The sequence below is a fragment of the Staphylococcus edaphicus genome (assembly GCF_002614725.1).
Classification (GTDB): domain Bacteria; phylum Bacillota; class Bacilli; order Staphylococcales; family Staphylococcaceae; genus Staphylococcus; species Staphylococcus edaphicus.
This window is the reverse complement of the sequence record NZ_MRZN01000006.1, coordinates 57420-71310: the sequence shown is the minus strand read 5'-3', so window position 1 is coordinate 71310 and position 13891 is coordinate 57420. Positions and strand designations below refer to the sequence as shown.

The 13891-nt window shown below is 34.0% G+C and carries 12 protein-coding genes; 9 read left to right on the top strand and 3 right to left on the bottom strand.

The genetic code is table 11. The features are described 5' to 3' along the window. Positions 1–181 precede the first annotated feature (181 nt). The 5 genes from BTJ66_RS05545 to argB all read left to right on the top strand — a co-directional run bounded on the left by BTJ66_RS05545 (position 182) and on the right by argB (position 6619). Entirely contained in the window at positions 182–1825 is a 1644-nt protein-coding gene (locus BTJ66_RS05545; protein WP_099089979.1) for an APC family permease, read from the top strand. Between the two features lie 493 nt (positions 1826–2318). Continuing rightward, the gene (rocD, locus tag BTJ66_RS05540; protein ID WP_099089978.1) at positions 2319–3512 is read left to right on the top strand and encodes an ornithine--oxo-acid transaminase; all 1194 of its coding nucleotides are present in this window, start codon (positions 2319–2321) and stop codon (positions 3510–3512) included. A 39-nt stretch (positions 3513–3551) separates the two neighbouring features. After that, positions 3552–4583 (top strand): N-acetyl-gamma-glutamyl-phosphate reductase, encoded by a 1032-nt coding sequence (gene argC, locus BTJ66_RS05535; protein WP_099089977.1) that lies wholly within the window; start codon positions 3552–3554, stop codon positions 4581–4583. A 23-nt stretch (positions 4584–4606) separates the two neighbouring features. Then, a complete protein-coding gene (gene argJ / locus BTJ66_RS05530) occupies positions 4607–5845 on the top strand; it encodes a bifunctional glutamate N-acetyltransferase/amino-acid acetyltransferase ArgJ (protein WP_099089976.1) in 1239 nt (412 codons plus the stop codon). Between the two features lie 12 nt (positions 5846–5857). After that, positions 5858–6619, top strand: a complete 762-nt coding sequence (gene argB, locus BTJ66_RS05525) for an acetylglutamate kinase (RefSeq protein ID WP_099089975.1) — start codon at positions 5858–5860, stop codon at positions 6617–6619. Positions 6620–6912: 293 nt separating this feature from the next. Here argB and BTJ66_RS05520 read toward each other — a convergent pair whose 3' ends face one another. After that, the gene (locus BTJ66_RS05520; protein WP_099089974.1) at positions 6913–8166 is read right to left on the bottom strand and encodes an ArgE/DapE family deacylase; all 1254 of its coding nucleotides are present in this window, start codon (positions 8164–8166) and stop codon (positions 6913–6915) included. A gap of 213 nt (positions 8167–8379) precedes the next feature. Between BTJ66_RS05520 and BTJ66_RS05515 the strand changes: the two genes are divergently transcribed. The 4 genes from BTJ66_RS05515 (at position 8380) to BTJ66_RS05500 (ending at position 10829) form a co-directional block, all read left to right on the top strand. Continuing rightward, a complete protein-coding gene (locus BTJ66_RS05515; protein ID WP_099089973.1) occupies positions 8380–8766 on the top strand; it encodes a DUF1398 domain-containing protein in 387 nt (128 codons plus the stop codon). 227 nt (positions 8767–8993) lie between these two features. Beyond that, entirely contained in the window at positions 8994–9533 is a 540-nt protein-coding gene (ssuE, locus tag BTJ66_RS05510; protein ID WP_099089972.1) for an NADPH-dependent FMN reductase, read from the top strand. A 167-nt stretch (positions 9534–9700) separates the two neighbouring features. Beyond that, the gene (locus BTJ66_RS05505; RefSeq protein ID WP_099089971.1) at positions 9701–10285 is read left to right on the top strand and encodes a TetR/AcrR family transcriptional regulator; all 585 of its coding nucleotides are present in this window, start codon (positions 9701–9703) and stop codon (positions 10283–10285) included. 4 nt (positions 10286–10289) lie between these two features. Next, entirely contained in the window at positions 10290–10829 is a 540-nt protein-coding gene (locus BTJ66_RS05500) for a hypothetical protein (protein WP_099089970.1), read from the top strand. 101 nt (positions 10830–10930) lie between these two features. On the opposite strand, the gene BTJ66_RS05495 is transcribed toward BTJ66_RS05500, so the two are convergent. Both BTJ66_RS05495 and BTJ66_RS05490 read right to left on the bottom strand, forming a co-directional pair. Further along, positions 10931–11590: a hypothetical protein gene (locus tag BTJ66_RS05495; protein ID WP_099089969.1), complete on the bottom strand. Its 660-nt coding sequence runs from the start codon at positions 11588–11590 to the stop codon at positions 10931–10933. A gap of 366 nt (positions 11591–11956) precedes the next feature. After that, on the bottom strand, positions 11957–13546 hold the full coding sequence (locus BTJ66_RS05490) for an L-lactate permease (protein WP_099089968.1): 1590 nt from the start codon (positions 13544–13546) through the stop codon (positions 11957–11959). Positions 13547–13891 lie beyond the last annotated feature (345 nt).

Here is a 13891-nt window from a genome sequence, read left to right as displayed (position 1 = left end):
CGCTTTTATACAATAATTATGTTATATATGAATAAAAATACTGATTTATTCACTTATAGTTAACAGAGAAGTTGATTTGACTTGAATTGTTATACGAGTATAATAACACCATATACAAGAAGGTGTATAAATTTTACGTGTTCTTGATATGAATATAAAAGAGACAATATTAGGAGTAATTATGGGACAAAAAGACGAAAGTAGTAAAATTAATTTACCACAGCTTGTTTTACTAGGTTTAGGTTCATTAATAGGATCTGGTTGGTTATTCGGCGCTTGGGAGGCTTCTTCCATTGCAGGGCCAGCTGCTATTATTTCTTGGATTATAGGTTTTGTAGTCATAGGTTCAATTGCTTATAACTACATAGAAATAGGAACGATGTTTCCACAATCAGGTGGTATGAGTAACTATGCTCAATATACACATGGCTCATTACTTGGATTTATTGCTGCATGGGCAAATTGGGTATCACTGGTAACTATCATCCCGATTGAAGCAGTGTCAGCTGTACAATATATGAGTTCTTGGCCATGGGATTGGGCGAAATTTACGACTGGTTTAATGGACGGAACTACAATTAGTAATGCTGGGTTATTAGCAGTATTTGTAATTATCATTATTTTTTCATTGTTAAACTATTGGTCGGTTAAGTTATTAACGTCATTTACAAGTTTAATTTCAATATTTAAATTAGGTGTACCTTTATTAACAATTATTATGTTAATCATTTCTGGTTTTGATACCGGGAATTATGGTCATTCGGCCGGCCAATTTATGCCATATGGTTCAGCACCGATTTTTGCTGCTACAACGGCATCAGGTATTATTTTTTCATTTAATGCCTTCCAAACAATTATTAATATGGGATCAGAAATTCAAAAACCCGAAAAAAATATTGCGCGTGGTATCGCGATATCGCTGACATTAAGTGCGGTATTGTACATAGTGCTTCAAAGTACATTTATCACATCAATGCCAAGTGAAATGATTCATGAAAATGGATGGAGTGGTATAAACTTTAACTCACCATTTGCTGATATGGCTATTTTATTAGGATTAAATTGGTTAGCTATATTATTGTATATGGAAGCAGTCGTATCACCGTTTGGTACTGGTGTATCATTTGTTGCCGTTACTGGACGTGTATTACGCGCTATGGAACAAAATGGGCACATTCCTAAATTTTTAGGTAAAATGAACAAAAAATATATGATTCCCCGTGTAGCAATTGTGTTTAATGCAATTATTAGCATGGTGATGGTATCATTATTCCGTGATTGGGGTACTTTAGCGAGTGTGATTTCAACAGCTACTCTCGTTGCGTATTTAACAGGGCCAACGACAGTAATTGCTCTGCGTAAAATGGCACCTAAAATGCATAGACCATTCAGAGCGAACTTGTTAAAGTTCATGGCGCCATTTTCATTTGTTATGGCTTCATTAGCGATATATTGGGCTATGTGGCCAACAACTGCAGAAGTTATTTTGATAATCATTTTAGGTTTACCTATTTATTTCTTTTATGAATATAAAATGAATTGGAAAAATACGAAAAAACAAATAGGCGGTAGTTTATGGATCATTTTATATCTTATCTTACTTGCCTTTCTTTCATTTATAGGTAGTAAAGAGTTTAAAGGTATGAACTGGATTCATTACCCATACGACTTTATTGTGATTATCGTTATTGCATTGATATTTTATAAAATAGGTACGTCAAGTTACTTTGAAAGTGTTTACTTTAAACGTGCTAAAAAGATTAATAAAGATATGCGTGCTGATTTACGTGAAAAACGTAAAGCGAAACAATCTAGTGAAACATAATATAGTGCTGTGATGATAAGCATTGAAAAGTGATTCGTAAAACCCCCCTGAAACACAACTGTGTCTCAGGGGGGTCTTATGAATTGATGATGGTATCTATTTAAACGAGAGTCAAGAAATAGATTGTTTATATACTCATTTTGAAAAAGTAATAAACGATTTAATAGTCTTCATGCAAAGGATGTTATAGAAGATATTTCACAATTACCGAAATTAGTAAAACAACTGAATAATGCATAAGTAACGTTTGTGTACAATAATACAGTAGACTACATATTATGCAAAATTAATGCATCGTTCATATGATGGTAGATTAAAGATTATTAAATAAAAGTATTTAATAATCTTTTTTATTTTGCTTTAAAACAGCATTTCACAGATTTATTAAGTGTAAAAATTCAAAAAATTCTTTGACGTATTCATATAATAAGTATATCATTTATGAATATTAATTCATTTTTAAGAATAAATATTATTAAGAAAGAAGGATTTTATGTCTAATTTATTTGAACAGACTGACCAATATAGTTCTGACAACTATAGCCCACTTAAATTAGCTTTAGCTAAAGGGTATGGTGCAAAAGTGTGGGATGTTGGAGGTAAGTGTTATATAGATTGTATTTCAGGTTTTTCGGTAGTTAATCAGGGTCATTGTCATCCTGAAATTATCAAAGCGTTTCAACAACAAAGTCAAAAAATTACAATGGTTTCCCGTGCATTATATAGTGAAAATTTAGGCATTTGGGAAGAAAAAATATGTAAGTTGGCAAATAAAGAAAAAGTATTACCAATGAATACAGGAACTGAGGCAGTTGAAACGGCAATAAAGATTGCACGTAAATGGGGTTCGGATGTTAAACAGATTGCTGAATCAACTACAGAAATTATTGCTATGAAAGGCAACTTTCATGGTCGTACTTTAGGCTCGTTATCATTATCATCTCAGGATAATTACAAACAAGGGTTTGGTCCATTATTAAATAACGTGCACTATGCAGATTTTGGGGATATAGAACAGTTGAAAAATTTAATCAATGAGCAAACAACTGCAATTATTCTAGAACCTATTCAAGGTGAGGGTGGTGTGAATATACCACCAGATCATTTCTTACAGGCGGTGCGTAAGTTATGTGATGAAAATAACGTGTTATTAATAGCAGATGAAATTCAAGTAGGGTTAGGTAGAACAGGAAAAATGTTCGCAATGGAGTGGGAACACGTTGAACCTGATATCTATTTATTAGGTAAATCATTAGGCGGAGGATTATACCCGATTTCTGCAATATTAGCGAATCAGAATGTGATGGAAGTACTTACACCAGGTACACATGGTTCTACTTTTGGAGGTAATCCACTTGCCTGTGCAGTGTCCATTGCCGCGTTAGACGTATTAATTGAAGAAAAGTTAGTAGAGAATTCTAAAAATCTTGGACAGAAGTTACTTAATCAATTACAACTTATAGACAGTCATATCATCTCTGATGTGAGAGGCAGGGGATTATTTATCGGTATAGAACTAACAGAAGAAGCGAAGCCATATTGTTTGAAAATGATTGAAAAAGGTGTGTTATGTAAGGAAACGCAAGGTAATATTATTCGTATTGCACCACCGCTAGTTATTAATGAACAAGAGATTGATAAAGTAGTCCATGTGATTACTGAAGTGTTAGAAAAAGGCAGACAATAACACTTCAAAAGACTGAATATTCAGAAAGGAATGAATGTCATGATAGATGTTGGAATTGTGGGTGGTAGTGGTTATGGCGCAATTGAATTAATCAGACTATTAACACATCATCCATATGTAAATGTTAAATATATATTTTCACATTCAAAAATTGATGAACCAATTAAAGAAACATTTCCTCACTTGAGCCACTTAACATATCAATATGAAGCACTCAATAGCGGGGATATAAACTGTGATGTTGTATACTTCGCAACACCATCTAACGTAAGTAAAGATTTAGCACCCGCATTAATTGAGCAAAATATAAAGGTTATTGATTTGTCTGGTGACTTTAGGTTGAGTAATCGAACTGTGTATGAAACATATTATGGAGAAGTGGCAGCACCTCAACAACAATTAGATAACGCAAATTATAGCATTGCTGAATGGTCTGATGTAAATCCTCAAACGACGCAGTTGATTGCGAACCCTGGTTGCTTTCCAACAGCTACATTATTGGGATTACATCCACTTATCGATCAACAAATCATTGACTATGATTCAATTATAATTGATGCCAAAACGGGTGTTTCAGGGGCAGGGAGATCTTTGGCACAACATGTTCATTTTTCAGAGATGAATGAAAACTTTAGCGCGTATGCGATAGGTAAGCATAAACATAAACCCGAAATAGAACAATATATTTCAAAACTAGCAAACCAAGAAATAAAAGTTATATTCACGCCACATCTTGTACCAATGACAAGAGGCATATTATCAACAATGTATGTGAAGCTGAATCAACATGTGACTGGTGAATACTTACATTCTATTTTTAAAGAATATTATGAGGATAAACCATTTGTTCGTATCAGAGATGTAGGTGTTTATCCAAAAACTAAAGAAGTATATGGTAGTAATTTTTGCGATATTGGAATTTATGTAGATGAAGAAAGACAAAATGCCATTATTGTATCGGTCATTGATAACTTAGTTAAAGGGGCAAGCGGACAAGCGATACAAAATTTAAATTTAATGTTTGGGTGGCACGAAAAGACTGGACTAACTCAAACACCGGTATATCCATAAGCTAATCTGAAAGGGGAGAGAATATGATAGATATCGAAACAATTGATACGTTAAAGCAATTAAATATAGATGTGCAAGGTGATGTAAGTTCTCCATCAGGTTTCATTGCTGGTGGATTTCATACAGGATTAAGAAGAAAGAAAAAAGACTTTGGTTGGATTTATTCGACTACGGAAGCGGTAGCTACAGGTGTGTATACACTGAATCGCTTTAAGGCAGCCCCTTTAAAATTAACAGAAGACAGTATTAACTCTAATAAGACACTACAAGCCATTGTTGTGAATTCAGCGAATGCGAATTCCTGTACAGGAGAAAAAGGTACACAAGATGCGCTAGATACACAAGCTTGGGTAGCAGAACGATTGAATATAGACCAACAAAACGTTGGCGTGGCATCAACTGGGGTCGTAGGTGCATTTTTACCTATGGATAAAATTTATTACGGCACACAGCATGTCTTGAAAGAAGCGTATAATAATAGCCAATTCTTCAATCAAGCCATTTTGACAACTGATACTGTTACTAAACATATAGCGGTGCAAGTTGAGATTGATGGTAAAACAGTAACCATTGGTGGTAGTGCGAAAGGCTCTGGTATGATACATCCCAATATGGCAACCATGCTTGGTTTCATAACAACGGATGCTAATATTGATGCGAATACGTTAGATTATTGTTTAAAACAAACAACGGATCAGTCATTTAATATGATTACAGTTGATGGGGATACAAGTACAAATGATATGGTGATATGCATGGCTAACGGCTTAGCACATAATAGTGAAATTAATGCCTTGCATCCAGAGTGGCATAAATTCGTTTACGCATTCAATTTTGTAAGTCAGTATCTAGCGAAATTAATTGCTAAAGATGGAGAAGGTGCGACGAAATTAGTTACTGCAAAAGTGACAGGGGCACCTAATGTGGATGAGGCAAGAAAGATTGCCAAAAGTATCGTATCTTCTAATTTGGTTAAAACGGCAATACATGGAGAAGATGCAAACTTTGGTAGAATTGTGACTGCTATAGGTTATGCATCAAAATGTATTGAACCAGAGAAGACGAATGTCTATCTCTGTCAGGTACCTGTATTAGAACAAGGCATTCATTTAGATTTTGATGAACAATTATTAAAAGAGCGACTAACAGAAGACGATATTGTAATAGAAACTTCTGTAGGAGAAGGTAAAGGAGAAGCGGCTGCATATGGTTGTGATTTGTCATATGAATACGTACGTATCAATGCTTCATATAGAACATAAGGAGTGTCTAAGATGAGTTATATTGTTATTAAGATAGGCGGTAGCACTTTGACGGAACTTCATGATACAACAATTGAAGATATCGCTCAGTTAAAGCAGCAAGGGATGCGCCCGATTATCGTTCATGGGGGTGGTCCATTTATCAATCAAGCTCTTAAACAGCAAGGCGTGCATACATCATTTAAAGATGGATTAAGGGTTACTACAGATAAGGTGCTGACTATTACAAGTCAGATACTTGTCGGAATGGTAAATCCGCAATTGGTAGGAAAAATGAATCATACGCATATACAAAGTATCGGTTTGAATGGTGTGGATGCAAAATTGTTTGACGTTAAACCTTTAAATGAAAAATATGGGTATGTGGGTGAAGCTATAAATATTAATACAGCAGTTATAGATCATATTACCGAACATTATATTCCCATCATTGCTTCAATTGGCATGCATCGCTCCTCTAGTCATTTATATAATATTAATGCAGATACTTTAGCATACAAAATAGCCCAAATATTAAAGGCGCCAATCTATTTGTTGAGTGATATTCCAGGTGTAATCATAGAGGATAAGGTAAAGCCAACGCTAACGTCGGAACATATTCAACATTATATTGAACAAGAACAAATTTATGGTGGCATGATTCCGAAAGTACAAGAAGCTGTAACTGCAATTGAACATGGCTGTCAAAATGTAGTGATTGCAGCAGGTAACGAAGCGCATGTTGTTCAAAGAATAAGAGATGGACAGCAATTGGGGACAACGATACAACTGTAATCGGTAAACTAAAACAAACATTTTCTGGGAGAAAAATAGGCCGAAGTATCGGTGAAAATAAAGTAAGTTATTTCTCATAATATTAAGGTGTGGCAAGAACGGGTTTGTAAAACGAAGTAGACTGTGATTATAGTTAAATACATCTTCTGGGAGTACTCATATTTCATTAAAAAACACTTCCATTAAATTCATTTTAGTCTGAATTTAATGGAAGTGTTTTTATTTTAGTCGTACATTTTTTGAGAATCGATTAGACGATGTTTGCTTATTTTAGATAAGTAGGCTAAACACTTTTATTCATTCCCAATAGTACGTTCATGATTATTTGAATAAGTGATGAATAGTTCTTTGTAGAAATCAATGAATTTTAGGTACATCTCTTTTTCTACGCGCTCATCTACTTGGTGTGGTTTTTCGCCTGGTCCAAATACTAGGAAGGGGAATGATTCATCTTTACCGCGAAGTAAATTAGAAGCATCAGTTACACCACCAATAGGTGCAGCGACAAAGTCTTTATTAAATGCTGATTTACCAAGCGATCTAGCAGTATCAATTAAGCTATTTTGCCCAGTAGTAAGTACAGGATCTAAATCTAGATACAAATCACTTTCTAAATTTGCTCCTTTAGTATTATGTTGTTCAATTGTGTTATTAAATAAATTTTTAACTTGGTCATTGTTATATTCTGGAATTGTACGAATGTTGAAATCAGCATCGGCCTCTTCAGGTACAGAGTTAACTTGAACGCCGCCTTTGATTAATGTGTTCGTAATGACAAGACCCTGTAATGCGGATTCAATTTCTTCGACAGCAAATGTAGCTGGTAAAGAAGGTTTCATTCGTTCGATGAGTTGAGTGAAGTCTAAAGCTTCTCCTTTAATATCTTCAGAGATTTTTTTATACGACTTATCAATATCTTGGATAAATTCTATTAAAGGCGTAATGGCATTTACACCGAGAATAGGCATTGAACTATGTGCGGAAGTACCTTGTGATTTAATGCGATAGTCCATGGAGCCTTTGTGTGCATAAACCATCATATCTTGACATGGTTCAGCTATAATGAGCGCTTCTACGTCATCCATGTAACCATTTTCGTATAGTCTTTGAGAACCTAATTGTTCCATTTCCTCACCTGTTGTGGCTAAGAATTTAATGCGACCGTTTGTTAATAATTGTGCATCATGTATTTCAATAAGCGCAATTGCAAGTGCTGCGAGTCCGGATTTCATATCAGCAGCGCCACGACCATATAAATAGCCATCGTCTTCAGTAAGTTTAAAAGGATCATATGTCCATTGTTCGCGGTTACCTTCCGAAACAACATCCATATGTCCAGATATACCTATGACAGGATTACCTTCACCAATTTCAGCGATTAAGTTAGCACGACGTTCATCAATTTTATCGATAGTTGATTTAATTCCGTGTTGCTCAAATAAATTTTGTAAGTATTTGCATACTTCAATTTCATTATCATTTACTGTTTTGATTGCTACAATATCTGATAATATTTGTACTTTTTCTTCGGCAGAAAATGTACTCATAACATACCACTCCTTTAGAAAAACTATAATAAGTATACATCTGGCAAATTATTTTGATAAGCGAAAAGACTTTTAATAAAAGTATATAAATTTAATATATATTATATGTAACTGTAATGATACGCTTAAATTGTTCATAAAACTTGTCGTTTACAAGTTTTAAAGCTATGATTTAGAAATATTGAATAAAAGAGAAAAGGGGGGACTATTTTAATGTTATCATTAACAAAAATTCAACAAGCACATCAGCGATATACAGGAGCAGATTTTCCAAAACTATTTAAAGCATTCAAGGATATGGGGATCATTATGAATACAGTGAACATACAACAAGGCATTACAGTGTATATTCATGAAGATGGTTCAGAAATTTCGGATAAAGGTATTAAAGTAACTACACCTATAGCTCAAACAGCTAATTTATCATTAGTAAAAGATATATTACAACGTCATCAAGCTGGTGAAACGAGTTTTCCAATATTTTGTAATGAAATAGCACAAGCGGGTGTTTATAAATGGGATATCGATATACATGCAGGTACTTGTACTTACATGGATATGAACAATCAAGTCGTAATAGCAGAAAATATCCCTCAGTAATGAATAAATACGAGTGAAAAGATAAGTTATTTAAGGCGTATACTATGACAGCACTTATAATTGATGATACGGTAGATGTTATAGAAAGTTTATAATGTAGTTAGCTGAAAACAGTATATTAACAAAACGTGAATGACTAGGGATTTGATAGTTGAACTGTAAACTTATCTATAATAGTCATTTATGTAAGATATAACGTATTTAAATAATGAAAGGGGACAAGATGTATGGCAAGTGTAGCAATCATTGCAGGTGGTAATAAAATTCAGTCTAGATTGACGGGTGTGGTAGCATATGCCGAGACCTATTTAAATAATAAGGGTATCGATACAGATGTTATACATGTACATCAACTTGACGCTGAAGCATTGATTACCGCAGATTTTACTAATAAAACAATTAATGAAACACATCAAATCATAGATAAAGCGGACGGGATTGTGATTGTGTCCCCTGTATTTAAAGCAGCTTATTCAGGGATTGTGAAGACGTATTTAGATTTACTTCCACGTGGTGCATTTACTGGTAAAACAGTACTCCCTTTGGCATTGGGTGGTACATTTGCACATGTGTTAGCCATTCAATATAGTTTAGATCCAGTGATTAAAGAGTTGGGCGCAGATACGATTCATAAAGGTAGATTTATTTTAGATAAGCATATTACTGCAAATGAAGACGGTACTTACGGCTACGATCAAGAAGCGGAAGAAGGCCTAAATAAAACTTTAAAAAAGTTTGTCAGTGATAAAGCTCAAGTAAAAGAATAACAAGTTATTCACTTTAAGGCGTGTCTGTTTCATTTGGACACGCCTTAAAAATGATTTTTTTAACACGAACGTATTAAAATATGTTAAAGTTGAGAAAATGCATTTAAAGATTGTTTTATTTTTTTGTATTTAATTCATACAACTGTATTAAAAAGGTGGAACGATATATGCCAAAAATAGTCAATCATGAGCAAAAGAAGCAACAAATTATTCACTATGCATGGCAATCTATAGTAGAAGATGGTGCAAAAGGGGCTACGGTTAGAAATATTGCTAAATTAGCGCGTATGACACCAGGGCAAATACGTTATTATTATCCGAGTCACCATGATTTGCTAAAAGCGGTAGCACTTGAAGTAGATTGTAAAGTTAGAGGGAGGATTAAAGCGGTTTTTACCGACGAAAGTTTAAATCCACGAGATAAAGTGATACAAGCTTTGCTAAAAGCCATGCCACTTGATGACGAACGTTATGCAGATATGGAAGTTTGGATGGCATTTCAATATGAGTTGCATGAAGTGGGCAAAGACTCCATGGGAAATGAAATATTTATGTTAGTGAAATCGTCGATGTCATTCTTAGAGCAGCATCATTTATTAGATGACTCACTGGATCAATATATGGCAATTGTAAAAATGCATGCATTGATAGATGGATTAGCGTTACATAAATGGTTAAACCCTGAGAAGATGATTAATCAAGATATTGAATATTTAATTGAGCATGAAGTTGATTCTTGGATAAGGAGGTAATATCATGAATTGGGTAGTTATGACACTGATTGCAGCTGAGATATTATTTTGGGTTGTCATCGTTCTGGGATTAGTTTTGCGATATGTATTACGTTTGAATAAAGTGGGTTTGATTTTTCTATCAATGACGCCTGTCATTGATTTGATTTTAATTATGACGATGACATTGGATCTATTAAATGGTGCTAAAGCAACTGTTCCACATGGAATAGCAGCTGTGTATATTGGTGTGTCATTGGCTTTTGGTAAGCAAATGATTCGATGGGCAGATGAACGCTTTAAATATTATGTTTTGAAAGTAGGTCACTTACCTGTAAAGAAGACTGGCATCGCGTATGCAAAAGCATATTTTGTAAGTTGGCTAAGACACGTATTGGCGTACTTAATCGGAACTGGCTTGTTGTGGCTCATTATAAATATTGTAGGTCATAGTGAGCATGTGCTAGCACTATATCATGTTATCAAATTGTGGACCATTATTTTGGGGATTGACTTGCTTATATCACTAAGTTATTTTATCTGGCAGAAACCTCAAAAAGGATAATCTATGTTTAGTAAGGTTGACAATATAAAAAGAAGGCAAGCTTTTTAACGCTTGCCTTCTTTTTATTGATAAGTACTGACACTTTATTTTTCAGTTATTATTTATGCAGGTGATACATGCCAGCGATGCTGTACGTCATATGATAAATGAAACTTTTGTGTTTTAATTTCAATTGGATAAGCTATAGAATGTTTATCAGAAAATAACCAACGTCTGTCTTCAGGTATGAGCAGAATATAACTTTCATCATTTGCATCTCCTAGAAAATTCAACGCACACGGTTCAAAATGAGCATGCTCAAATGTAGCAATTTTATAATCTGACAAGGCTTGGTAGATTGCATTTGTTTCGTTACAAACAAAGCCGATTTCACTTATTCTTGTGAATTCGGGTTCATCGGTTATATTTGAAACCCTAGCAATCAATTCAACGATGTTTCCAGAAGGATCATTAAAATATAAAGCGTGTGCTACAAAAGATTCAAAATAAGCTGTATGCTGCCCATCTTCCATTAATAAAAATAAGATATTCTGATAATGCTCTTTCATTTTATAAAAGTGATTATATGGAATATCAATTGCGAAATGATAATAAGGTTGAGCGACTTCATCAGACTTACGGAATTGCAACTGTGTTTCTCCTATTTTAACTATGAAAGCATCTTGATTAATGACTGTTACAGGACATTCCAAAATCTCTTCGTAAAATTGTAATGTTTCATCTAATTCAGAAGTGAATAACGTTATACTTTCAAATTTCATATGTACACCCCATCCCCACATAGTATGTATATTTTAAAAAGTATTTTAATAGTACTTTATCAAAATAGTAATAAAGATGATAATATTAAGAATTTATATAACCTAAATATTTTGAAATATTATTTGCAATTTCTGTAATTACGAGATATAAATTGCACTATTATGTAACTTTTTAGAAAACAACCACATGAGTTATGAATGAGTTATACATAAGCAAAACTCAGGTAAACCTTTAAATCCACTGTTCAATTTATTGAGTTAATGGGACTTTATCAATTCTAGTCATTTTTGAGGGTATGGTACGACGAAATCATTTTAATAAAATCAGATTTCTGTCTAACTTTCCCTTTAATAACTGCTCATAAATTAAAAGAATAGAGATGTAATAATATAAGCGCTCAAACCAACCAGTATACAATAAAGTAGTGCAGGTCCTAGCGTTTTTCTAATGACGCTGCCTTCTTTACCTGGCATATTTACAACCGCACAAACGGCAACGACATTGTGTACACAAATCATGTTACCAGCTGCGGCACCAATAATTTGTGCCGCAAGTACAGTATAAGGTTCTGCGCCAATTGAATTCGCAATATTTAGCTGGATAGGTGAAAATGTCAATGTTGAAACCGTAGCACTACCAGTGATAAAGGAGCCTAATGCACCTAGGAAAGGCGCCATGAACAACCATATAGGTCCTAAGTATTTAGCCATATTTTCGGCGATATACTCTGGCATACTGATTAAGTCATTGGCGTTAATACCTGAATTGATAAATACATGTACCATAGCCAGTGTTGCGACTAGTGTAATACCAGTAGTTTTAATTGTATTTAGTGACGCTATACTAGCATTTGATAAATCTTTGACTGATTTTCTCTGGACCAGAATGGCAAATAAGGCAGAAAGAATTAAGATAGTTCCTGGTGAATAAAGAAATTGCCAGTCGGATGAAATGGTCTCAAATCCTAATATATGATTCCAAGAAAAATCTAGTACTTGTGTTGTGAAACCTTTAATTAGAGGTACAGTTCTCGTAAGTAATAATAAGACAACAACCATTAAATAAGGCGCCCAAGCCGTTAATAATGGCATAGAATGTTCAGGTGTTGAAGCTGTATAGGATTCATATAATCCTTCCGTCCATTCCGTTTTAGGCAACAGCCATCCTTTACTTGCTGTCAATACTGCAACAATAAGTCCCGTTAATGAACCAAGAATTGCAACAAATTCTGGGCCGAATAGAAATGCATAAGCAAATGAAGAAGCGACATAGATAAATCCAATTAATGCTAGCCATGGAATCATTTCGAGAATGGATTTGAATTTATTGTTCTTACCAAAGAAGATAATTAAAGTAGCAATTAATATAATAGGTATAAAAATGCCACTCAGCATATCTAATGTAGTGATACGCTCAGCCGTTGTTTGGAAAAATGCACTGTCGGCTTCTTTTAATGTACTTAAACCGACTAATACGGGCGTTCCCACTGCCCCGAATGAAACTGCAACACTATCAGCTATCAAAGCAGTAACAATAGCAATCATCGGTCTGAAACCAAGTGCAACCAAGAGTGGTGCAGTAACCATGGCAGGTGTACCAAACCCAGATGCACCTTCAATAAGCGAACCAAATAAAAAAGCGACTATAATAACTTGTACCCGCATATCTCCTGATATTTTTTTGAAACCTTCGTTGATACGTGTTACCGCACCAGTTTCCCTTAATGTATTTAATAATACGAGTGCGCCGAACAAAATATAGAGAATGGTAAGTGTTTTATGCGTACCTTGAAGTAGAGAAGCAAAAATTACATTGCCTCGCATCCCCCAAATAACAATCCCTAACAATGTTACGACTAACGCACTGATAATCATTCCCTTTAGTGCAGACATACGTAGTAATACTAAAAATATAAAAGGCACGATTACAGCACTAAAAGCAACTAATAACATCATAATAAAAACGCCCCCTTAAGCAAAATAACAATCATCTAGTCATATGATGATTAAATATCATTAATTGTAAACGCATTCGTATAAAAATTCAAACTTCAATAAATAAAATATTACATTCAGAAAAAGATTATTTATTTTTAAAAATACACTTGTAAAAAGCCATACTTAAAGTGATTTGAGAGTAAAACAAATTTAAAAAGCAAAGCAATAAATGAAAATAAATAAAAAGAAACGAAAATAAATTTGCTATAATTAAAAAAATCAAATAAGATAATAGAAATTTATGAAAGCGTTTTCTTAAATTTAGATAAAAGAAAGTCACATTGTGTTAAGGCAACTTTGTAA